The sequence below is a fragment of the Serratia sp. CY47280 genome (genome assembly GCF_052168655.1).
Taxonomy (GTDB): domain Bacteria; phylum Pseudomonadota; class Gammaproteobacteria; order Enterobacterales; family Enterobacteriaceae; genus Serratia; species Serratia bockelmannii.
In genome coordinates this window covers 278,503-300,847 of record NZ_JBJNMG010000003.1, presented here as the reverse complement: position 1 = coordinate 300,847, position 22,345 = coordinate 278,503, and the positions used below count along the sequence as shown (strand labels likewise).

Annotated in this window: 20 protein-coding genes and 1 pseudogene; 12 read left to right on the top strand and 9 right to left on the bottom strand. The window is 62.8% G+C overall.

Annotation, left to right across the window (positions count from 1 at the left end; genetic code table 11):
• Nucleotides 1–225: 225 nt before the first annotated feature.
• The 8 genes from ACJ8J4_RS15725 to ACJ8J4_RS15690 all read left to right on the top strand — a co-directional run bounded on the left by ACJ8J4_RS15725 (nt 226) and on the right by ACJ8J4_RS15690 (nt 7,690).
• Nucleotides 226–1,146 (top strand): L,D-transpeptidase family protein, encoded by a 921-nt coding sequence (locus ACJ8J4_RS15725; protein WP_025305160.1) that lies wholly within the window; start codon nt 226–228, stop codon nt 1,144–1,146.
• 254 nt (nt 1,147–1,400) lie between these two features.
• Nucleotides 1,401–1,781, top strand: a complete 381-nt coding sequence (locus tag ACJ8J4_RS15720) for a type II toxin-antitoxin system RelE/ParE family toxin (RefSeq protein ID WP_151428312.1) — start codon at nt 1,401–1,403, stop codon at nt 1,779–1,781.
• Nucleotides 1,744–2,067 (top strand): helix-turn-helix domain-containing protein, encoded by a 324-nt coding sequence (locus ACJ8J4_RS15715; protein ID WP_049207794.1) that lies wholly within the window; start codon nt 1,744–1,746, stop codon nt 2,065–2,067. The genes ACJ8J4_RS15720 and ACJ8J4_RS15715 overlap by 38 nt, the downstream gene beginning before the upstream one ends.
• Before the next feature lie 244 nt (nt 2,068–2,311).
• Nucleotides 2,312–2,719, top strand: a complete 408-nt coding sequence (locus tag ACJ8J4_RS15710; RefSeq protein ID WP_049207797.1) for an ExbD/TolR family protein — start codon at nt 2,312–2,314, stop codon at nt 2,717–2,719.
• Between the two features lies 1 nt (nt 2,720).
• Nucleotides 2,721–3,467 carry an energy transducer TonB family protein gene (locus ACJ8J4_RS15705; RefSeq protein ID WP_033636946.1) on the top strand — a complete coding sequence of 249 codons (747 nt, stop codon included), beginning with the start codon at nt 2,721–2,723 and terminating at the stop codon, nt 3,465–3,467.
• Nucleotides 3,468–3,506: 39 nt separating this feature from the next.
• Nucleotides 3,507–5,750 (top strand): TonB-dependent receptor family protein, encoded by a 2,244-nt coding sequence (locus ACJ8J4_RS15700; RefSeq protein WP_049204587.1) that lies wholly within the window; start codon nt 3,507–3,509, stop codon nt 5,748–5,750.
• A gap of 46 nt (nt 5,751–5,796) precedes the next feature.
• Entirely contained in the window at nt 5,797–6,447 is a 651-nt protein-coding gene (locus ACJ8J4_RS15695; protein ID WP_089196478.1) for a MotA/TolQ/ExbB proton channel family protein, read from the top strand.
• On the top strand, nt 6,440–7,690 hold the full coding sequence (locus ACJ8J4_RS15690; RefSeq protein ID WP_049204591.1) for a phospholipase D-like domain-containing protein: 1,251 nt from the start codon (nt 6,440–6,442) through the stop codon (nt 7,688–7,690). The genes ACJ8J4_RS15695 and ACJ8J4_RS15690 overlap by 8 nt, the downstream gene beginning before the upstream one ends.
• A gap of 38 nt (nt 7,691–7,728) precedes the next feature.
• Here the strand turns inward: ACJ8J4_RS15690 and ACJ8J4_RS15685 are convergent, their stop codons facing one another.
• The 4 genes from ACJ8J4_RS15685 to ACJ8J4_RS15670 form a co-directional block, all read right to left on the bottom strand.
• The gene (locus ACJ8J4_RS15685; protein ID WP_049204593.1) at nt 7,729–8,838 is read right to left on the bottom strand and encodes a DmpA family aminopeptidase; all 1,110 of its coding nucleotides are present in this window, start codon (nt 8,836–8,838) and stop codon (nt 7,729–7,731) included.
• Nucleotides 8,839–8,840: 2 nt separating this feature from the next.
• A complete protein-coding gene (locus tag ACJ8J4_RS15680; protein ID WP_025305170.1) occupies nt 8,841–10,217 on the bottom strand; it encodes an APC family permease in 1,377 nt (458 codons plus the stop codon).
• A 126-nt stretch (nt 10,218–10,343) separates the two neighbouring features.
• Entirely contained in the window at nt 10,344–11,852 is a 1,509-nt protein-coding gene (locus ACJ8J4_RS15675; RefSeq protein ID WP_197836258.1) for a CoA-acylating methylmalonate-semialdehyde dehydrogenase, read from the bottom strand.
• Nucleotides 11,853–11,862: 10 nt separating this feature from the next.
• Nucleotides 11,863–13,203, bottom strand: a complete 1,341-nt coding sequence (locus ACJ8J4_RS15670) for an aspartate aminotransferase family protein (protein ID WP_025305172.1) — start codon at nt 13,201–13,203, stop codon at nt 11,863–11,865.
• Between the two features lie 135 nt (nt 13,204–13,338).
• Between ACJ8J4_RS15670 and ACJ8J4_RS15665 the strand changes: the two genes are divergently transcribed.
• Complete coding sequence (locus ACJ8J4_RS15665) at nt 13,339–14,268, top strand: LysR family transcriptional regulator (protein WP_197836256.1); 930 nt, start codon at nt 13,339–13,341, stop codon at nt 14,266–14,268.
• Nucleotides 14,269–14,403: 135 nt separating this feature from the next.
• Here the strand turns inward: ACJ8J4_RS15665 and ACJ8J4_RS15660 are convergent, their stop codons facing one another.
• Nucleotides 14,404–15,531 carry an iron-containing alcohol dehydrogenase gene (locus tag ACJ8J4_RS15660; protein ID WP_164095933.1) on the bottom strand — a complete coding sequence of 376 codons (1,128 nt, stop codon included), beginning with the start codon at nt 15,529–15,531 and terminating at the stop codon, nt 14,404–14,406.
• 229 nt (nt 15,532–15,760) lie between these two features.
• Between ACJ8J4_RS15660 and ACJ8J4_RS15655 the strand changes: the two genes are divergently transcribed.
• The 3 genes from ACJ8J4_RS15655 to ACJ8J4_RS15645 all read left to right on the top strand — a co-directional run bounded on the left by ACJ8J4_RS15655 (nt 15,761) and on the right by ACJ8J4_RS15645 (nt 18,306).
• On the top strand, nt 15,761–16,519 hold the full coding sequence (locus ACJ8J4_RS15655) for a helix-turn-helix transcriptional regulator (RefSeq protein ID WP_089181644.1): 759 nt from the start codon (nt 15,761–15,763) through the stop codon (nt 16,517–16,519).
• A 101-nt stretch (nt 16,520–16,620) separates the two neighbouring features.
• Nucleotides 16,621–17,922: an NAD(P)/FAD-dependent oxidoreductase gene (locus ACJ8J4_RS15650; RefSeq protein WP_151428307.1), complete on the top strand. Its 1,302-nt coding sequence runs from the start codon at nt 16,621–16,623 to the stop codon at nt 17,920–17,922.
• 18 nt (nt 17,923–17,940) lie between these two features.
• Nucleotides 17,941–18,306 carry a cupin domain-containing protein gene (locus tag ACJ8J4_RS15645; protein WP_019454941.1) on the top strand — a complete coding sequence of 122 codons (366 nt, stop codon included), beginning with the start codon at nt 17,941–17,943 and terminating at the stop codon, nt 18,304–18,306.
• Between the two features lie 46 nt (nt 18,307–18,352).
• On the opposite strand, the gene ACJ8J4_RS15640 is transcribed toward ACJ8J4_RS15645, so the two are convergent.
• The 4 genes and pseudogenes from ACJ8J4_RS15640 to ACJ8J4_RS15625 all read right to left on the bottom strand — a co-directional run bounded on the left by ACJ8J4_RS15640 (nt 18,353) and on the right by ACJ8J4_RS15625 (nt 22,336).
• Entirely contained in the window at nt 18,353–19,159 is an 807-nt protein-coding gene (locus tag ACJ8J4_RS15640) for an alpha/beta hydrolase (protein ID WP_049294792.1), read from the bottom strand.
• A gap of 94 nt (nt 19,160–19,253) precedes the next feature.
• Nucleotides 19,254–20,365: pseudogene (locus tag ACJ8J4_RS15635) on the bottom strand (class II histone deacetylase).
• On the bottom strand, nt 20,362–21,549 hold the full coding sequence (locus ACJ8J4_RS15630; RefSeq protein WP_197821752.1) for an MFS transporter: 1,188 nt from the start codon (nt 21,547–21,549) through the stop codon (nt 20,362–20,364). Before ACJ8J4_RS15630 ends, ACJ8J4_RS15635 begins: the two are co-directional and overlap by 4 nt.
• Before the next feature lie 139 nt (nt 21,550–21,688).
• Nucleotides 21,689–22,336, bottom strand: coding sequence for a helix-turn-helix transcriptional regulator (locus ACJ8J4_RS15625; protein WP_049294794.1), 648 nt, complete (start codon nt 22,334–22,336; stop codon nt 21,689–21,691).
• Nucleotides 22,337–22,345 lie beyond the last annotated feature (9 nt).

Here is a 22,345-nt window from a genome sequence, read left to right as displayed (position 1 = left end):
TTCTCGCAAAAAATCGCCTTCGTGGCGCGTCAGGTTACAAAAAATTGCGATATTACATCGGTAATGGTTCACACTTTGATTGATGTGCACATATAATGCGCATCCGGTCAAACCCCCCTGGCTTTTCAGGCCGCAGCGCCGTTGGCTGTCGGCTGAAATTCAACGGGGTAAAGTGGCCGTAGAAACCGATATCCCTAATCGCCAGTGGCCTTGACCAACACGAAGATGAAAATGAGCATTCGCGCGTTATTAACCCTGTTTACGGCACTGGTTGCTTTCAGCCAGGCTGCCTTCGCCGTCGTTTACCCGTTGCCGCCAAAAGACAGCCGTTTGGTGGGCGAGAATATCCAAATCACCGTACCGGAAGACAGCAAACTGCCGCTGGAGAGCTTCGCCGCCCAGTATCAGATGGGGCTGAGCAACATGCTGGAGGCCAACCCGGGCGTGGATCCGTTCCTGCCGAAGGCCGGCAGCACCCTGACCATCCCGCAACAGCTGATCCTGCCGGACGCGCCGCGTGAAGGCATCATCATCAACAGCGCCGAAATGCGTCTGTACTACTACCCGAAAGGTTCCAACACCGTCGTGGTGCTGCCGATCGGCATCGGCCAGCTGGGTAAAGACACCCCGCTGAACTGGACCACCACCGTGCAGCGCAAGAAAGACGGCCCAACCTGGACGCCGACCGCCAAAATGCGCGCCGAATACGCGGCTGACGGCGAAATCCTGCCTGCGGTGTTCCCGGCCGGCCCGGACAACCCGATGGGGCTGTATGCGCTGTATGTTGGCCGCCTGTATGCCATCCACGGCACCAACGCCAACTTCGGCATCGGCCTGCGCGTGAGCCACGGCTGCGTGCGTCTGCGCGCCGACGACATCAAGTACCTGTTCGAAAACGTGCCGGTCGGCACCCGCGTGCAGTTCATCAACGAACCGATGAAAGCCACCGTCGAACCGGACGGCTCGCGCTATGTGGAAGTGCACAACCCGCTGTCGGCCAACGAAGAGCAGCTGCAATCGAAAGATCCGGTGCCGCTGACCATTTCCGCGCCAGTCGGCAAAGTGCTGATGGACGCCGGTGTTAACCAGAGCGAAGTGGACGCGGCGATCAAGGCCCGTTCCGGTATGCCGGTGAAAGTGAACTGAAAGCCTTCCGGCCTCAGTGAAAATGCCAAGAAGACGCCTGCGGGCGTCTTTTTTTATGCTTGTAAAACATGTTGTTGTGTGTGCGTTCGCAATGATGCCCTCAGCGTTGCACAGAAAGAAGCCATGATGCGCGCCATCATGCAAATCGGGTTTCCCATGGTGGCCATCATCGAGTTTGAGGTGATGCTGGCGAGAAGGAATGCTCTGGGAAAGTGTTTCACTCAGTGCTATATTTTTACGGGAAACTCATTGCAATGCGTACATTTAACACTCGTTGGTTTAGCAAGAAGGCTCAGGCGCACGGCATTACCGATAAGGCATTATGTCGGGCGGTACACGATGTACAACGGGGCTTGGCTGTGGATTTAGGCGGTGGTGTATTTAAAAAACGTCTTAATCACAATCGGGACCGTGCGTTGGTATTAGCGAAAAACGGTCGGCATTGGGTGTATGTTTTTTTGTTTGCCAAACAGGTCCAGGCCAATATCTCTGGGGCGGAATCGCAAGCTTTTCGCAAGTTGGCGGTGCATTTTGGCGCGTTGAGCGATGAAATGCTCCAATCCTTGGTCGTGAAGAACGAATGGATGGAGATTTGTCATGAAGAAGGAAAAAACGTTTCGGAGTCCGGCCTTTGAGGCGATTCACAGCGCGGCTGAAGGATTGCATCGTACTGGCGCCATTTCTCTGGAAACCCTACGCAGTTTCGACGAGTCTTGCCTTGCTCCGGTCGAGATGTTACAGCCCCAAGAGATCAAAGCCTTGCGTGAGCAGCTATGTTTAAGCCAACCGGTTTTTGCCCGTTATCTGAATACCAGCGTGTCGACCATACAGAAATGGGAGACGGGGGTGAAGCGGCCGGGCGGCGTGTCGCTTAAGCTGCTTTCGATCGTACGCAAGCACGGGCTTGAGGTCTTGTTGTAGTGACCGTTTGGGCTGTCACTATTCTCACATTATCCTCTCTGGCTTTGGCTCTCTGAAATGCCCGAATCGCAATTATTCCAATAAAAACTATCGCTAATTAATAAGTTATATCTTCTCCCTTATCGCCTGCCAGTGAAAAAATTCTCGCAAAAAAACCACACTGTGAAAATAAGATCACACAAGCGTAACAAAAGGTAAACATACCCCTCCTATATTGGCTGCTTCGCTTTTGGGAGGGAGTGTCATGCGTAACTGGAACGAACCGAAAAAAAACAAAGCGCACATCGAACTGATCCCGATGATCGACGTGATGATGTTTTTATTGGTGTTTTTCGTCTTGATTAGCCTGAACGTCATTCCGGCGCTCGGGCTGAAAACGCAGCTGCCGTCCGCCGGCAGTGCGCAGCAGCTGAAACCGCAGAAGAAAGCGATTATCACGCTGGGGGCCGACGAACAGCTGCAGCTGGATGGCCAGCCGATCGCGCTCGGCGCGTTGGTCACTACGCTCAAGCAACAGCAGCAGGCCAACCAGACCACCACCATCATCGTCAACAGCGACAAGGGCGTGGCGGTCGAGCGGCTGGTGGCGGTTATGGACAACCTGCGCCAGGGCGGTTTCTTCTCCGTCTCCATCGCGACACGGAAGCTGTGACATGTATCTGCTCTATCGCTCACGTCATCTTTTCAGCTGGCTGCCGGCGCTGATTGTCGCCGGTTGCCTGCTGTTCGCCAGCCAGCAGGCGGCGCTGAAGATCCAGCCGCGCTACGACGAAACTGCTATCGAACTGGCGCTGGTGGAGCCTGAACCGGCGCCTGAACCTCAACCGGAAACGCCGCCGGAACCTCAGCCCGAACCGCCGCCGCCCGAGCCGGAGCCGATCCCCGAACCGGTGGTGCCGGCGCCGGAACCGATCGTGGAAGCCAAGCCGGTGCCGAAACCGCAGCCGAAGCCCAAGCCCAAGCCGGTAAAAGAGAAAGCCAAACCGGTAGAGAAACCTAAACCGACGCCGGCGCCCGCCGCGCCGCGCGCGCTGGTCAGCAAACCGGCGGCGCAGCCCGCACCGGCCGCCCCCGCGGCGCCGAAGGTGAACGCTCAGGCGATTGAAAACGGCTATCTGCTGGCCTTGCGCCGCGAGCTGGAACAGCGCAAGCGCTACCCAAGCGGGCGTCAGGCCTCACTCGAGCGCCCGCAGGGCAACGTCGAAGTGTGGCTGGAGGTCGATCGCAGCGGGCGGGTGCTCTCTTCCGGCATCGCCAACAAAGCCGCCAGCATGCTGCTGAACCGCGCGGCGATGAGCAGCCTGCAAAGCATCAGTTCAGTGAAGCCGTTCCCGAGCGAGGCGTTCGCCGGGCAAACAACCAAAAGATTTACCGCGACGTTCAATTATCAGGCGCCTTAGCGCAAGGGTTAATCGTTTGATTTTTATGGGATGCACACAATGAAATCGTTTAATCGTTCTGGGATCTATCTGGCGGTGATGTCGGCGATGCTGCCGGGCGCCGCGCTGGCGGCCGACGCCACCGATGTCGGCACCATCAGCGTCAAGGGGCAGTCGCTCGGCGGCGGCATGATGGTGCAGGATGACAGCGCCAAGGCGCGTTCTACCGTCACCAAAGAGGCGATGGATAAAATGCCGTCGGCGGCCAACGCCATCGACAAGCTGAAATACACGCCGGGCCTGAACGTCAACAGCAACGACGCCAGCGGCCTGAGCGGCGTGGACTACACCATGCGCGGCATGAACTCGGATCAGATCGGCCTGTCGATGGACGGCATTCCGATCAACGACTCCGGCAACTACGCGGTATACCCGAACCTGCTCGGCGATGCGGAAAACCTGGAGGAGGTGTTCGTCACCCAAGGGTCTTCCGAAGCGGACGGCCCGCACATCGGCTCCAGCGGCGGCAACATCGGCCTGGTGACGCGCCGCCCGGCGAAAGACTTCGGCGGTTTCGTCAAGCAAACGCTGGGCAGCAACAGCCTGAGCAAAACCTTTGCCCGCCTGGAGACCGGCGAGTACAACGGCTTCAGCAACTGGCTCTCCTATTCGCACACCGAAGCGAAGAAGTGGCGCGGCGAGGGGCGACTGTATTCCGACAAGTTCGAGATGAACTCGCTGTACGAAGACGGCAACGGCAACAGCAGCAACCTGGTGATGAAGTACAACCGCCAGAACAACACCAACTACAACACTCTGAGCAAGGCGCAGTTCCAAAACGACGGCCGTGACACCGACTACGTCACCACACCGGAGTACAACAGCAAAGGGCAGTTGAACAAGTACTACAAGATTGAACGCAACCCGTTCGAAACCTTCACGCTGTCGTTCACCCAGAAGCTGCAGCTGCGCGATAACCTGTCGCTGACTCTGCAACCGTATTACTACTGGGGCAACGGCGGCAGCTTCAACGGCCAGACGGCCTCGGTGCTGTCCAGCACGTCGGACAAGGCCGGGCAGTATGACCTCAGCAACCTGCAGTCCAACACCTATTACCGCCCGTCGTGGACCCAAACCTGGCGGCCGGGCATCACCACCAAGCTGAAGTGGGACATCAACGATCAGCACAGCCTGGACATCGGTTACTGGTACGAGCGCGCGCGCCAGCTGCAGACCCAACCGTTCATCAGCATCAAAGATGATGGCAATCCGGCGCAAATCTCGGGCAAACCGGGCGGATCCGATCAGGTGAAGGACGCCAACGGCAATACGGTGCAGGGGCGCAACCAGTACACCATCACCCCGGCGCAGAAGGTGTGGCTGCAGGACACCTGGTTCGCCACGCCGGACTGGACCTTCGTCGGCGGCCTGGCCTATCAGTACGTGGAGCGCAAAGGGGACAACCGCGGCAGCCTGTACAACGTGCCGGAGAAGCGCAAAGCCACCTATCACGAATTCCTGCCGAACTTCAGCGCCAGCTATAAGGTGAACCAGGAAAACCAGGTGTTCTACAACCTGACGCGCAACATGCGCACGCCGCCAAACTACGTGCTGTACAACGTCGGCGACTCGCTCAGCACCAAGCCGGAACTCAGCTGGAACCACGAACTAGGCTGGCGTTTCCAGCAAGAGGACATGCTGCTGAGCGCCACGCTGTTCTACATGCGCTACAGCGATCGCCAGATCTCCACCACCAACTCGGCCGGCGATTACGAGATGATGAACATCGGCAATGTGGAGAACAAAGGGCTGGAGCTGGAGTGGAGCGGCCAACTGCCGCATAACTTCAACTACTACACCTCATATACCTATACCCAATCGAAGCAGAAGAGCGACATCGTCAGCAACGGCGGGCAGCCGCTGCCGACCTCCGGCAAAGAAGTGCCGAACGTGCCGAAAAACCTGCTGAACATGACGTTGGGTTATGACGACGGGCTGTATTACGGCAGCGTCAGCGGCAAGTACGTCAGTGCGTTCTACGGCGATCTGACCAACGACGAGAAGATCGGCGGCCGCACGGTGTTCGATCTGGCGGCGGGGGTGCATCTGCCCGTGGACAAGAAAATCGTCAAAAGCGCCGCGCTGCGCTTTGGCATCAGCAACCTGTTTGACAAGGAATACCTGACCTCGGTGCGCACCACCACCTTCAACGCGGCGCCGTACGGCGGCGTGAAGGCCAGCACGCCGTATTACAACGTCGGCGAAGAACGCACCTTCAGCGTCTCGCTGGAAGCCACCTTTTAACTGAATACCCTGCCGCCTGCCCGGCGGCGGGGAAGAGGAGCCCTGTATGGACGCCAATCTGTTGCACGACATTATTTTCTACGTGATGTACGCCGCGCTGGCGATCGCGCTGGTGATCATCATCGAACGCACGCTGTACTTCGCCTATACCCAACGCCAGGCGCGCCGGCTGGAGCAGGCGCTGACGCCGGACGTGCGCCGCGCCGCCGATCTGCCGGACGAGCTGACCCAGCGCAACAGCCTGCCGATGGCGGTGATCGCGCCGGTATTGGCGCAGAAGCACCGCGCCGGCGACCGCGAGGCGATCGGCGATCTGATCGACGCCCAGTACCTGCTGAGTAAGCCGCCGATGGCGCGCGGCCTGTGGCTGCTGGAAACCGTGGTCACCGCCGCGCCGCTGCTGGGGTTGCTCGGCACGGTGATGGGGATCATCGAAACCTTCAAGGCGCTGGCCGCCTCGGGGGTGTCCGAGCCGAGCCTGGTGTCGGCCGGGATGGGCACCGCGCTGTACGCCACTGGCCTCGGCATCGCCATCGCGCTGCTGTGCCTGGTGGCCAACAACTTCCTGCAGAGCCGCATGGAGCGCATCAACGAGCTGCTGAAGGTGCTGCTGATCCGCGCCGGTCAGCCGACCAGCCGCCCGGAGAACGGCAGCGGCGAACAATGGGTTGACAGCGGAGCGCCGCGCTATGCCTAATGGCCATCCAGTACGGCGGCCGCTCGGCCGCCTTTATGCGGCATTGTGGAGCGGTTGTTTGTTGATGTTGAGCCAGAGCGCTGCGGCGCGTTTTGCGATTCCCGGCTATGAGCTGGTGTACACCGCGCCGGTGGAAACCGCGCTGCAGGCCGACGACCTGCGCAACACCGCCGAGGTGTGGCGCGAGATGTTCGACGCGGCGAAAACCCGCATCGACCTGGGGCAGTTTTACGTGGCGAATCAGGACGGTTCGCTGCTGGACGGCGTGCTGCAGCACCTGAAGGCGGCCGGTGAGCGCGGGGTGAAAATCCGCTTTTTGGTGGAAGAGAAGGGCATTCGCATTTCTACCGCCGAAACGCTGGAACAGCTGAAGGCGATCCCCAATCTGGAGCTGCGCATCATTCCTTACCAGAAGCTGAGCGGCGGCATTCTGCACGCCAAATATCTGCTGGTGGACGGCGAACAGGCGTTCGTCGGCAGCCAGAATTTCGACTGGCGCGCGCTGGAGCACATTCACGAAACCGGGCTGCGCATCAGCGACGCCAAGGTGGTGGGGCAGATCCAGGCGATCTTCGAACAGGACTGGCAGGCGCAGGCGCTGTTGTCGCAGGCTAAGCCGGTGCCGGCGTTGCCCGATTCGCCGCCGACGGCGCAGCCGCAGGGCAACTATCTGGTGGCCAGCCCGCGCGCCTACAACCCGGCGGGCGTGCTCGATTCGCAGGCCGAGCTGCCGCGTCTGCTGGCCGGCGCCAAACGGCGGGTGCGGGTGCAGGTGATGGACTACGCGCCGCTGTCGTTTGGCCCGGAGCGCAGTCGCCCCTTCTACGCGGTCATCGACAACGCGCTGCGCAGCGCGGCGGCGCGCGGCGTGCAGATCGAGCTGATGGTGGCCAACTGGAACACCAAAAAGCCGGATATCGCCTGGCTGAAGAGCCTGGCGCTGGTGCCGAACGTACAGATCAAGGTGGTGACCATTCCGCCGGCCAGCAGCGGCTTCATTCCGTTTGCCCGCGTGATCCACAGCAAGCTGATGACCATCGATGATGAGATCGCCTGGGTGGGCACCAGCAACTGGACCGGCGGCTATCTGGACAACTCGCGCAATCTGGAGCTGGTGATGTACAGCGCGGCGATGAGCGGGCGGTTGGACCAGCTGTACCAACAGCTGTGGAACAGCGTCTACGCCGAACCGTTGCGGCTGGATTACGACTACCCGACGCCCAAACCGGGCGGTGGATCCTGATAATCAGGGCGCGGTTAACCTCCGCGCCCTGTGTTTTTTTACCGCCGCCAGCCGGCTTTCTCCAGCGCCGTCACCAGCTGTTCGGCGCTTAACCCTTCCGCCCGGTGGCCGTTACCGCTAACGGTATTGGCCGCCAGCAGCGCATTGACGATCGCCTCTTCCACCGCTTCCGCCGCCGCGGCGAACAGCGCCGAAATGTAGTCGTTGTTCACCATGCGCAGCGGTGTGGTGAAATCGCCTTTATTGGCGTAGTCGGCGGGCGGCAGGCCGTCGTTGCCGGTGGCGAAGGCGATAAAGATATCGCCGCTCGAATCCTCGGTGCCCCCGCCGGTGCGGGCGATGCCGATGCTGGCGCGCTGCGCCAGCCGCGCGCACTGGTGCGGCAGCAGCGGCGCGTCGGTCGCCAGCGCCACCACGATGGAGCCCATGCCGGGATGCGGCAACTGCGGCGTGAACGGCGAGGGGAGATGCCCCAGATGCCGGCCCACCGGGTAACCGCCGACCAGCAGCGACTCGCGCTTGCCGTGGTTGGCCTGCACGATAGCGCCCACCGTCCAGCCGCCTTGATCGGCAGGCAAGCGGCGCGAGGCGGTGCCGCTGCCGCCTTTGAATTCATGGCAGATCATGCCGCTGCCGCCGCCGACCGCGCCTTCCTGCGGCAAGCCGCCCTGGGCCGCCTGCTGCGCCTCGCGCACGTGCTCGGCCTTGACGTGAAAGCCGTTGATGTCGTTGAGCAGGCCATCGAAGGTTTCCATCACCACCGGCATATTCCAATACACCGCGTTGTCGCCTGCGGGCAGCGCTTCACGCTCCAGCGCGATCAGCGCATCGCGCACCACGCCCACGCTGTGGGTGTTGGTGAAGGCGATCGGGCTGGTCAGCAGGCCCGCTTCGCGCACCCATTCCAGGCCGGTGGCGTCGCCGTTGCCGTTCAGCACGTGCACGCCGGCGAAGCAGGGCGCGTGGCGGGCGGAGCCGGGGCGCGGTTCGATCACCGTCACGCCGGTGCGCACGCTGCGCCCGTCCGCCAAGTCGGCATGAATGCTGGCATGGCCGACGCGCACGCCGGGCACGTCGGTGATGGCGTTCAGCGGGCCGGGCGAGCCCTGGCCGATGATGATGCCCAGATCCTGAGCGCGCTGCGTCATGGTTATTCTCCTTCTATTGAGGGGGCGGCGAGGGGCGCCGTCTGGCGGCCGCGCAGATGGTTCAGCGCCAACCCGAAGCCGATGATGCCGGCAATGATAATAAAGTCTTTCAGGCTGCTGGCGATCAAAATCGTCCACAGCACGTACAGGCAGCACAGCAGCGCCACCACCACCGGCAGCGGCCACAGCGGCATCAGGTACGGGTGGTGGAAGTGGCGGCGACGGCGACTGATCAGCGCCGCCACCGCCATAATGATGTACACCAGCAGCAGCAGGATCACGGTGAACGAGGTCAGCGATTCGAGATCGGAGCAAAACGCCAGCAGCGCCGACGGCACGCCGAACAGCAGGGTGGCGATCCAGGGGGTGCCGAAACGCGGGTGGATGATTTTCAGCGCCCGGTTGAACGCCGGCAGCCAGAAGCCGTCACGTCCGCTGGCGAACATCATGCGGCTGAACTGCGCCACGATGGCGATAATGGCGTTGAACACCGACAGATAGATTGCGCCACTCACCACCCGCGCCAGCGTCGGGCCGCCGAGCTGGGTGACCACGTAGCCGACCGGATCGGCCTGTTTGGCCATCTCCGTCAGCGACGGCGAGCCGATCAGCAGGGCGGTGAACGGCACCAGTTCCACCAGCACCACGATGACCAGCGTCAGCATGATCGCGATCGCCATCGGCCTGCCCTGTTCGCGCATGTCTTCCGCCATGTACACCGCCGCGCCGTAGCCGTTGTAGGAGAACAGCGCGACCCCGACCATGGCGACGATCAGCGGCAGCGATACCGGCGCCAGGCTGCCCTGCGCGTCCAGCATCACCGGCGCGGTGAGGATCTCCGTACTCTGATGCGGGTGGCTGAAGCCGAGCCAGGCGATCAGCGCCAGCACCGCCACTTCCACCACCAGGAAGGCGCCGGTCAGCAGGGCGTTGGCCTTGATGTTGAAAATGGCGCAGATACCGCCGACCAGCACGGTGAGCATGCCGGCGGTCGAGGCGTCGAATTGGGTGCCCAGCGCGGTGTTCAGGTAAGGCACTGCGCCGGTGGCCAGCACCGCCGGCACGAACAGCGAGGCGCTGAGGATAAACAGGTAGGTCTGCAACCCGCACAGGGTGCCGAACAGGCGCTTGATGATGCTGTATTCACCGCCGGCGCTGGGGTGTGCGGCGCCGAGCTCGGCATAGCACAGCGCGATGGCGGCGGCGACGCAGGCGGCGATCAGAAACGACAGAAAGGCGCCGCTGCCGGCGTTGGCGATCGCCAGCGGCGCGATAACGAAGATCGAACTGGCCGGCGTCACGCCGGACGCGGTGATCATCACCACGTCGAGGACGCTGAGATTGCCTTTGAAGGTGTGTTCAGGGGCGGACTCTTTCATGGGATAACGACTCCATTAACGTGTGAGTGAGTTATTGTTTTGCTGCACAGGCTGTACGCAGGAATCAAATGGAGCGCGCTAAATGCCGGGGAGCGTTGCTCCCCGGAAGTTTATTGTTCTTATGTGTTACCCCTGCCCCGACGGGAAGCTGAAGCTGGCGCGGCGGGCATCGCCGGAGGCCGGCCAGCGCTGGGTCACGGTCTTGCGTTTGGTGTAGAACCTGACGGCGTCCGGGCCGTAGGCGTGCAGATCGCCAAACAGCGAGCGCTTCCAGCCGCCGAACGAGTGGTAGGCCACCGGCACCGGCAGCGCCACGTTGATCCCCACCATGCCGACCTGAATGCGGCTGGAAAAGTAGCGCGCCGCTTCGCCGTCGCGGGTGAAAAGGCAGGTGCCGTTGCCGTATTCGTGGGCGTCGATCATGGCCATCGCCTCCGGCAGCGAGGCCGCGCGCACCACGCCGAGTACCGGGCCGAAGATCTCTTCCTGATAGATGCACATGCCGGGCGTCACGCGATCGAACAGCGTCGGGCCGAGGAAATACCCCTGGCTGGGGCGGCCGTCGGCGCCGATCACGCTCAGTTCGCGGCCGTCCACCAGCAGCTCGGCGCCTTCGGCCACGCCCTGATCGATATAGCCTTTCACCTTCTGATAGTGCTGCTGGGTCACCAGCGGCCCCATGTCGTTGCGGTTGTCGCTGCCGGGGCCGACGCGCATGGCGGCCATCTGTTGCCGCAGCCCGGCGATCAGCGCGTCGGCGGTGCCGTCGCCCACCGCCACCACCAGCGGGATAGCCATGCAGCGTTGGCCGCAGGAACCGAAGGCCGCGCCCATCAGCGCGCCGACCGCGCCGGGGATATCGGCGTCCGGCAGCACCACCGCGTGGTTCTTGGCGCCGCCCAACGCCTGCACCCGTTTGTTCTGCGCGCAGCCGGTGTGATAGATGTGTTCCGCCACCGGCGTCGAACCGACGAAGCTGATCGCTTTGACGCGCCCGTCATACAGCAGGGTCTCCACCGCTTCACGATCGCCGTTGACCACGTTGAGCACCCCCGGCGGCAGCCCGGCTTCCGCCGCCAGCCGGGCGATATACAGCGCGGCGGAAGGCACGCGCTCGGAAGGTTTCAGCACGAAGGTGTTGCCGCAGGCGACCGCCATTGGCCACATCCACAGCGGCACCATCGCCGGGAAGTTGAACGGGGTGATGCCCGCCACCACCCCCAGCGGCTGAAACTCGCTCCAGCTGTCGATGCCCGGGCCTGCCTCTTTGCTGTGTTCACCCTTCAGCAGTTCCGGCACATAGCTGGCGTATTCGATATTCTCAATGCCGCGCTGCAGTTCGCCCAGGGCGTCGCTGAGCACCTTGCCGTGCTCGGCGGTGATTAACTGGCAGATGGCGTCGGCGTGTTGCTCCAGCAGATCCTTGAGCTTCATCATGATGCGCGCGCGCTTCAGCGGAGGGGTATCGCGCCAGGCGGGATAAGCCTGTTCGGCGGCGGCGATGGCGCGCTCCACCGTGGCGCGGTCGGCCAACTGCACCTCCTGCGCCGATTGGCCGGTGGCCGGGTCGTAAACCGGCTGGCTGCGTTCGCCGCCGGCGGCGGGCTCGCCGTTGATCCAATGGGTGATGGTCATGGTTCTCTCCTTATTCGGTGGCGTTGAGGGCGTCGCCCACGGCGTTGATCAGCGCATCGATCTGCGCTTCGCTGCTGATGAACGGCGGTGCCAGCTGCAGGGTGTCGCCGCCGTAGCGCACGTAAAATCCGCTTTCCCAGCAGCGCATCGCCGCCTCGAAGGGGCGCCGCGCCGGCTCGCCGGGCCGCGCCGCCAGCGTGATGCCGGCCGCCAGGCCGATATTGCGAATGTCGGCGACGTGTTTGGCCCCCTGCAGGCTGTGCACCGCGCGCTCGAAGTACGGCGCCAGCGCCTGTACGCGCTCCACCATCTGTTCGCGCTGCAGGATGTCCAGCGTCGCCAGCGCGACCGCGCAGCTGACCGGATGGGCGGAGTAGGTGTAGCCGTGCGGGAATTCGAGCTGGTAGTCCGGCTCGCCGCCGTTCATGAAGGTGTGGTAAATCTCCGGCCGTACCACCACCGCGCCCATCGGCTGCGCGCCGTTGGTCACCTGTTTGGCGATGTTCATGATGTCCGGCGTGACGCCGAACGCCTCGGCGCCGGTCATCGCGCCGCAGCGGCCGAAGGCGGTGATCACTTCGTCGAAGATCAGCAGGATGTCATGCTGGGTACAGATTTCGCGCAGGCGCTGCAAGTAGCCGACCGGCGGCACGATCACCCCGGCGGAGCCGGAGAACGGTTCGACGATCACCGCGGCGATCGTCGAGGCGTCGCGCAGCGCGATGATGCGGTTGAGCTCTTCCGCCAGCTCCGCCCCCTGTTGCGGCATGCCGCGCGAAAAGGCGTTGCCGGCCAGCAGGGTGTGCGGCAGGTGGTCCGCCTCGGCGCCGGCGCCGAACGTCTTGCGGTTGCCGGCGATGCCGCCGACCGAGATGCCGCCGAAGTTAACGCCGTGATAGCCCTTTTCCCGGCCGATAAAGCAGGTTTTGCCCGCCTGGCCTTTGGCGCGCCAGTAAGCGCGCGCCATTTTCAGCGAGGTGTCCGCCGCTTCCGAGCCGGAGCCGGTGAAGAACACGTAATCCAGCCCCGCCGGCGTCAGCGCCTTGATTTTGTTGGCCAGCTCGAACGACAGCGGGTGGCCGAACTGAAACGCCGGCGAGTAATCCAGCGTCGCCAGCTGGCGCTGGGCGGCGTCGGTGATTTCCTGCCGGCCGTGCCCCAATCCGCAGCACCACAATCCGGACAGGCCGTCGAAAATCTTTCTGCCGTCGTGGCTGGTGTAATACGCCCCTGCGGCCTGAGTAATGATGCGCGGCTGCGCTTTAAAATTACGGTTGCCGGTAAAAGGCATCCAATGGGCCTCTAACCCTTCGGCATCGAGACGATTAAGCGAATAATTTTCAGCGGCCATGTTTTCCTCCGGGCAGGAAAATAAGTGCGATTAATTAAATAAAATGAGTTGTTAACGAATTGTTGTGCGAAATTGACTATGTACCGCTTGTTCTCTACTGTGAATAATCATATGTCGAAACTTACTTAAGGTTTTATGCAAGTAAAAAAGCGCGCGCTGTTAGGGCAATTGTCGGATATGGATCTGCGTTTGCTGCGGGTATTCAAGGCCGTGGTCGACTGCGGCGGCATGAGCGCCGCCGAACTGGAGCTGAATATCAGCCTGTCGACCATCAGCAAGCACATCAAGGATCTGGAGCAGCGGCTGGGTCTGACGCTGTGCCAGCGCGGGCGCGAGGGTTTTGCGGTTACCGACGAGGGGCTGTTGATCTATCAGGAAACGGTCAACCTGCTGGCGGCCACCGAGGCGTTCCGGCGCGGGGTGGACGAGGTGCACCAGCGCATGGGCGGGCAGCTGCACGTGGCGATATTCGACCATACGGTCAGCAATCCGCAGGCGCAGATCGGCCGGGCCATCGCGTTATTCAGCGAGCGCGCGCCGGAGGTTTCTTTGCAAATGTACGTGGAGCCGATTAATACCATTGAACGCGGCGTCATTGACGGGCAATTTCAGGTTGGCGTTATTCCCATGCACCGCAGCGCGGAAAGTTTATCTTATCATCCGTTATTCAGTGAGAGGATGTTCTTATATTGCGGCGCGCAGCATGAATTATTTTCCGGCCCCCATGAAACATTAAATTGGGATCTGCTGCACAATTATGCCTTCGCCGGATTAGGCTATCATTCGCCGAATATGGAACTGAGCCTGCAGCAACATTTGCATCGCAAGGCGACGGGGTTTGCGCAGGAGTCGATCGCCACGCTGATCCTGTCCGGCAAATACGTCGGCTTTTTGCCTGATCACTACGCGGCGTTTTTCGTGGCGCAGAATATGATGCGGGCGATCAAACCGGCGCTGTTCCGCTATCACTGTGAATACTCCAGCGTGCTGCGCCGCTCGCCGGTGCCGAAGCGGGTGGTGAAGCTGTTCCATGAGTGCCTGCTGGCGGCCCACGGAACAGCGTGACGCTTACTGCTCTTTCTTCTTGCCGAAGATCCTGATCAGCGCGCCGACCAGGATGCCGACCGCGATGCCGGCGAAGATCCAGCCGATGATGCCCATTTTCTTAACTCCTGCTAGTGCGTTGATCTGATTATATAATCATTCGACGCGAAACGCCTCTTCGATCATCCGTTGCCGCTGCGCCGGCGCATAGTCGATCCAGGAATTCTTGCTGTTGGATTTCTCCAGCGCCACCGCCAATTCCTGGCCGGAAATCGGCAAATCGTCCTGCCAGAACGGCGCAATGGCGTGGCGGGTGATGAAATCGGTCAGGTAGCTCTCCGGGCTGCCCTGCCAGTGCGGGTACAGGCGCGCGGCCAGCTCGGCCATCAGCGCGCGTTGCTGCGGCTGTTCGCTGGTTTCCAGCAGGGCGAGGAACGGCAGCAGCAGGCGGCCACAGACTTGGCCGTGGTGGTAGTCGCGCAGCGCGCCGATCTCGCCGGCGATGCCGTGAATGACCCCCAGCCCGGCGGCGCTCAGCGTCAGCCCGCCGAGGTACGAAGCTTGCATAATCGCTTCGCGCGCCGCATCGCTGCGGTTGAGCGCCGGCCAGGCGGCGAGGAAGTGGCGTATGCCGTTCAGCGACATGTCGCGCGTCATGGCGCCGGCGGTTTTCGACAGATAGGCCTCGAACAGGTGGGTGAAGGCGTCGATAGCGCAGTAGGCCAACACTTTGTCCGGCGCGCCCGCCAGCAGCTGCGGATCGAGAATGGCGGTATGCGGCACGAAGTTATTGTGGCGCAGCGAGGCCTTCACTTTGCTGACCTGGGTGTCGGTGATCACCGCGTTCTGCGTCACCTCGCTGCCGGTGCCGGCGGTGGTAGGAATGGCGATCAGCGGCAGGGTGGCGCCGCTGATTTTGCTGTCGCCCACCTTTTCCATATAGCGCAGCGTCGGCAGCGGATGCTCCACCAGCGCGGAGAACGCCTTGGCGGCGTCCAGCACGCTGCCGCCGCCGATGGCCACTACGCGCCGCGCCTGGCCGCGCCAGCGCGCCACCCAGGCGTCTATTTCCTGCGGCGACGCCTCGTGGCTGACGATCTCCGTGCCGATAAGCAGCGGCGTCAGCGCTTCGCGCAGGCCGGCATACACCGGGCCGTTGAGAAAAGATCGACAGCTGAACAGCAGCGTCGGCTGCGGGTCGGCAAGCAGCAGCGGCGGCAGCTGCTGGATGCTGCCGTGGCCGAACCAGGTCTGGCGATTGGCGATGATGTGGCTGACGGACATGAGATCTCCTTGACGACGTTGCAGAGCGCGATGCCACAGCATAAGCCAGCGGGCGCGGAGCGGCCACCGCTTTCCCCGCCGCGGCAACCTGTGAGTTGTTTAACATGTAAACGATCGCGTTCTTGCATTTCGGCGTTTTGGGTGCTTTTTTTAACAGTACCGGCCGTCGTGCGGCCAACCCCATCCGAAATCGGTAGATTGTTAATGTGTTAATAATGGCGAGGCGGGTATGGAAATTCAGGTTGAACGCTTGTCTGCGGTGATCGATGCGGTGGCTAGCCCGCGTTTTTATCCCAGCCTGTTGAATTGGCTGGAGGGATTTTTCGCCTTCGACAACGCCATCGTCTATGCCTTCGAACGCGGCCGGCCGCCGCGCTGCCTGATCAAAACCGAGCGGGAAAACAGCGATGCGGTCAATCAGATCTACCAACAGGGCGCCTACCTGCAGGATCCGTTTTACCGCGCGCTGAGCGACGGCGGCGAAGGCGAGGTGCTCACGCTGCGCCAGCTGGCACCCTGCGGGTTTTATCACAGCGATTATTACCGTAATTTTTATCGCAAGACCGGCTGGCACGACGAGGCCGGCGTGCTGCTGCAGCTGACGCCGGAGCGCGGGCTGGGGGTATTCTTCGGCTCGGTGCGCCGCACGGTGGCGGTACGCTATCCGCAGCGGGCGGATCTGCGCAGTGCGCTGACGCTGGTGAAAAGCGTGGCGCGGCTGCACGGCGAAGTGGTGGCGGCACCGGCCGAGGCCGCGACGGTGAACGATGACGGCGCCCAGGCGCGCTATCTGCTGACGCCGCGCGAGCGCGAGATCGTCGATCTGATCCTCGCCGGCTGCGGTTCGCAGCAGATTGCCGACCGGCTGTTCATCAGCCTCGGCACGGTAAAAAATCACCGCAAGAACATCTACGGCAAGCTGAACATCGGCTCGCAGGCCGAGTTGTTTAGCCTGTTGCTGACCGCCCCGCAGCGGCGCAGCGCGTGAATGTTAATTTTTTGTAGCGAATGTCCCTAAGGGGACATAGCGAACGATCCCACTGCTCCCGATAATCCGATGTCATGGCATAGGCAATCGGGAGTGCGGCAGTGAACAACGAAATCGAGTCCTTAACCTACTACGCGGCGACCAAAAAATACGATCTGCGCTTCCCGACGCTGGAAGAGGATCTGGACGTCGACGTGGTGATTATCGGTGGCGGCTTCTCCGGCATCAACACCGCGCTGGAGCTGGCGGAGAAGGGCATCACCAACATCGCCATTCTCGAAGGCCGCTATCTGGGTTACGGCGGCACCGGGCGCAACGGCGGCCAGGTGATGGCCGGCATCGGCCACGATCTGGAGAAGATCAAGCGCCACGTTGGCCCGGCCGGGCTGGAAACCATCTTCAAAATCAGCAACCTCGGCGCCGGCATTATCCGCGAGCGCATCAAGAAATATGACATCGACGCCGACTTCTGCTTCGGCTACGGCTATCTCGGCAGCAACGCGCGCCAGGAGAAGACCCTGCGCGGCTGGCTGAAGGAGTTCAAGGCGGTAGCGCCGCAGGAGGAGATTGAGCTCTACACCGGAGCGGAGGTGAAGCAGGTCGTGGGCTCAGACGCCTACACCTGCGCGCTGAAGCACATGGGCGGCGGCCACGTGCATTCGCTCAACCTGCTGCTGGGCGAGGCCAAGGCGCTGAGCGGCTACGGGGTGAAAATCTTTGAGAACAGCAGCGTGCTCAACGTGGAGTATGGCTCGCGCATTACGGTGCGCACCGCCATGGGCTCTGTGCGCGCCAACAAGATGCTGTGGGCCTGCAACGGCTTTCTCAACGGCATGGAGCCGCAGATCTACCGCAAGACCATCAATACCTACGCCTTCCAGCTGGCCACCGAGCCGCTGTCTGACGATCTGATCCGTCAGATCAGCCCGATCCGCGGCGCCTACAGCGACATCCGCCCGGTGATCGATTATTACCGGGTGACCAACGAGAACCGGCTGCTGTTCGGCAGCGCCACCCGCCTGATCGAATATTTCCCGTCGGATCTCAAGGCCTGGAACCGCAACCTGATGCTGAAGGTGTTCCCGTACCTGAAAGACGTGAAGATCGATCTGGCCTGGGGCGGCCCGCTGTGCTGTAGCGCCAACCTGTTCCCGCAGATCGGCACGCTGCCGGATCGCGACAACGTGTTTTACGTGCAGGGCTACTCCGGCTTCGGCGTGACGCCGAGCCACATCGTATGCAAGGTGCTGGCGGAGGGCATGAGCGAAGGATCCGATCGGTACGATCTGATGAGCTCGATCCCGCACGTCAACATCTTCGGCAAGGACAAGCTGCGGCGGGTGATGACCACCGCCGGTAAGGTTTGGCACCAGACATCCGGCTACTGGAAAGGCCGCCGTTAACCCTCAGAGGAGAATCACATGAAACCGTTATTGCTTAAACAACCGCTGCCGGAACTGCTGGAGATCGGCAGCGTCAGCAACCTGGGCGCCACGGTGATCGCCGGCACGCCGACCGTCGGCGTGGCCAGCATCTTCGGCGAACCGACCGACAACCTGAACTGCGGCGTGTTCAGCTGCACCCGCGGCAGCTTCGTGATGGAGTATCCGTTCGCCGAGCACGCCACGGTGTGGGAAGGCAGTGCGACCCTGACCAACGAACGCACCGGCGAATCGGTGCAGTATCAGGCCGGCGATTCCTGGTTCGTCGAGAAAGGCACCCCGGTGCGCTGGGACATCACCTCGGATCGCTTCGTCAAACACTACCTCGCCATCGTCGAAGGCTGACGCCGTCATGCCCCCCTCAGCAGGCTGAATGCAGAGGGGGAGCGCCTTAGCCTAACGCCCGCGTAATAAAATCAGTCACCCGCTTGAGGATCTGATCCTTATTGGTTTCGTTAAAGCTCTCGTGCCGCCCGCCCGCATTGATCATCCGTTCGAAATCGTCGCCGCGCAGACGATCGAGCGCGGTTTGCGTTTCGCTCATCAGCACCAGCCGATCGTCGTCGCCGTGGATCCATAGCGTGGGCAGCGCGCCGAAGCCCGGCCCGGCGTTGATGGCGGCGAGGATCCGCTGCATGGCGCGCAGGGTGGGACGCTTGAACGGCCCGTGCCACACCAGCGGATCTTCCTGATACGTCGCGCCAACCGCCGGATCGCGCGCCAGGGTCGCGGTATCCAGCGGCGCGTCGGGGATCGTCGGCAGTTCAGCCAGATCGGAAATCGCCGTTCTGTCGCCGAGCAGCGGGCCGGACAGCACCAGCGCGCGTACCTCCTCGCCATGGCGCTGCACGTAGCGGGTGGCGATCATGCCGCCCATCGAGTGGCCGATCACCACCAGCGGCAAGGTGGGGTATTGCTGCCGGAAATGGCTGACCACGCGCTGCACGTCGTCGACCACGGCGTCATAATCTTCGATCAGCACGCGCTCGCCCTGCGACAGGCCGTGGCCGAGATGGTCGGGGCCGAACACCCGCGCGCCCTGCGCCTGCAGCGTGCGCGCCACGTATTGATAGCGGCCGAGGTGCTCGCCGTAGCCGTGCACCAGCAGCGCCAGATAGCGCGGCTTGTCGTTTCCCCAGTCGTGCACGGCGATGTCGCCGTGACGGCCTTTGATAAAGCTGACGGTTTGTTCGGACATGTTATTGTTCTCATGGTGGTAGGGTTGCCCTTCAGCGTAGCGGCTGGCGGCGAGGTTGTCAGGGGCGCCGGGTGCGGCGCCCGCAGAGAGGGGATTACAGGCCGAACTGGCGCGCCAGCTCGTCGAGCGCTTCGCGCTGGAAGCGGTTGAAGGCGTCGCGCGGCTGCTGCTGTTGGATGAACGTCAGCAGCGGATCCTGCACTTCAGTGCGCACGCCGCTTAGCTGTTCCATCACCGCCAGCCCGCAGAACGGCACGTAGGATTCGGCGTAGCCGCCTTCATGCACCATCACCAGTTTGCCGCCGCACAGCCGTCGGCGGCCTCCTGCACCAGCGCGGTCATGGCGCGGAAGCTGTCGCTGTGCAGCTGCATGCGCGCCAGCGGATCGAGGGCGTTGGCGTCGTAACCGCAGGCGACGATGATCAGCTCCGGCTCGAATTTTTCCAGCGCCGGGATGATGAGGCGCCGCATGGCGTGCAGGTAGCCGTCGTCGCCGGCGCCGGCCAGCATCGGCACGTTAACGTTGCAGCCCGCCCCGTCGCCTTCGCCGCGATCCTGCTCGCCGGAATAGCCCGCCGGGAAGCAGCCGTCCTGATGCAGCGACAGCGTCAGCACGTCGCCGCGCTGCCAATAGATGTGCTGGGTGCCGTTGCCGTGGTGCACGTCCCAGTCGAGCACCGCGACTTTGCCGAGGCCGTAGCGGGCCTTGGCGCGCTCGATGGCGATGGGAATATTGGCCAGGAAGCAGAAGCCCATCGATTGATCCGGCAGGCAGTGGTGGCCCGGCGGGCGCGACAGCGCATAGGCATTATCCAGTTCGCCCTGCAGCACCGCCTCCACCGCCGCGCAGGCCAGCCCGGCGGAGAGTTTGGCGATTTCATAGCTGCCCGGCCCCAGCGGCGCTTCCTCCCCCAGCAGGCCGCCGCCGCTGTCGCTCACCTGTTTGAAGCGCTGCAGGTAGTGGGCGGGGTGGATGCGCAGCAGGTCTTCTTCCGTCGCCGGTTCGGCGCTCAGCAGGGTGAGCTGGCGCGACAGGCCGGATACGTCCATCAGGTTCTTCATACGCCGTTTGGTTTCCGGCGATTCGGCATGGCCGGCGCCCGAGGGCGGTTGCACCCAGCCGCCGACCGGCAGGGTGGTGGCGTGCAGGCCGGTGCTGTGCCAGAAACAGCGTTCATCAAACAAGAAACCGGTTGTTCTTTTCACCTTTCTCCTCCTGTTATACGGCGCGGTGCGCGCGGTGAAGCCAGCGAAATCAACAGCAGCGACAGCAGCGCGCAGCCCAGCGCGCCAAACAGCAAGGCGTTGAAACCGCCGGAAGATTCGATCAGAGAGCCGGCCAGCGTCGGGCCGATGGCCATGCCGCCGCCGATCACCAGGTTGATGCCGTTCATCAGCTTGCCGTCGTTATCCAGCCCGGCGACCCGCGCCAGAATGAACGGCAGCACGAAGGTCCAGGTGAATTTGAACAGCAGGGCGGCCAGGGCGAAGCGCAGGAGCAGGGGCTGGCCTGTCAGCAGCGCCACGCTGGCCAGCAGCAGGGCGTACCCCAGCACGATCAGGCGTCCGCCGCCGAAGCGCGCGCCGATCAGCGCCGCGGCCCCCGCGCCGACGATGCCGAGCAAGGTGGCGACGGCCAGCACCTGGCCGCTGTGGGCCGGCGACAGCCCGGCGCCGGCGGCGATGCCGCCGATAAAGGTCCAGACCGCGCTCAGGCTGATGTAAAAGGTCAGCACCGCCAGCACGGCGCACAGCTTGCGCGCCAGCGAGGCGGCGGGGCCGCTGCGGGCGGTGCGGGCGGCGGTGAAACCGTTGGGGAACGCCGGGATGAGCGGCAGGCAGCACAGCATGATGGCGGCCAAAATCAGGTAGACCGCCATCAGGCCGAAGTGCGCAAACAGCGGTGGCAGCACCAGCAGCCCGACCGCGCCCAGCGCCAGCTGGCCGAGCACCCAGAAGGCATAGACGCGGCTGGGATTGGCGGTGCCGGCAGCGCAGGTGATGCACAGGATCATCAGGGTGCCGCCCGCCAGCGAGGCGATAAAGCGCAGCGGTAGCAGCAAGGTAAAATCTTGTACCAGCGCCGAAGCCAGGTTGCCGGCGATAAACACCAGCGCCGACAGCGTAGCGACCCGCCGCCAGTTGATGCGCCCGATCCACCACCACGCCGGCAGCGTGGCCAGGCTCATGGCGCCGAGTTCGGTGGAGAACAGGTGGCCGATCTGCGCCGGGCCGAGCTGCCACTGAGTAGCGAGCTGGGCGGCCACGGCGGGGGCGGTCATCAGAATGCCCGGCGCGATGGCGGCGAAGACGATAATGGCGGTCAACAGCCGCGGCGGGCAGGGGAGCGCCGTGCCGACGGCGGGCGCGGAAACCGAATCACTGGACATAAACCTTTTCCCCGAGCGTTGAGTGACGATGAATTATCCCGCCCGGCCCGATTGCGGGCAGGGGGAGGCCGCGCCATAAATGGCGAATACGTTTTGGCGTTATTTTCCGGCCGTCGGCAGCGGCGGCCGTTATCGGGCGTTAACCGTGGGCGAGAAAGCCGCCGGCGACCAGCTCGGTGCGGTTCACCACGTCGGTTTTGGCGAAAATATTGCGCATATGGGTTTTCACCGTGGACAGCGAAATGCCCAGCTTTAGAGCGATGCGCTTATTGCTGGCGCCTTCGCGCACCAGGTTGACGATCTCTTGCTCTTTGGCGGTCAACAGCTGCGCCTCGCTGTCGGGCAGCAGATCGCGCGTCGCCAGCTCGATCAGCGGCAGCACCGCGCGCAGGCGGCCGCGCTCCACTTCGGTAAACGGCGTATCGCGGATCAGCGACACCCCGGCGACGATGCGCTTGCGCTGGCGGATGAAGATCTCCGTCATGTCGCGCATGTCGTTCGGCAACATAAAGTCGTGGTAATAGCGGCGGTTGCCGGCGATCGCCGCCGGGCTCATGCCGACCATGGTGATGTCCTGGCGATGGAAATTGGCCGGCTGCAGCGGGTCTATCTGTTGGAAGTGGTTCAGGTACTGCTGATGCGTTTTATCGGGCATGCCGTGCAGGATGTAGTGATCTGGCCGCAGGTCGCGATCGACCAGATAAAACACCCCGGCAGACACCGGGATCAGGTGCGTAATAGTCGCCAAACAACTGTTGATAAAGGCATCGGATGCTGTGCTGTGCATGATTCGTGT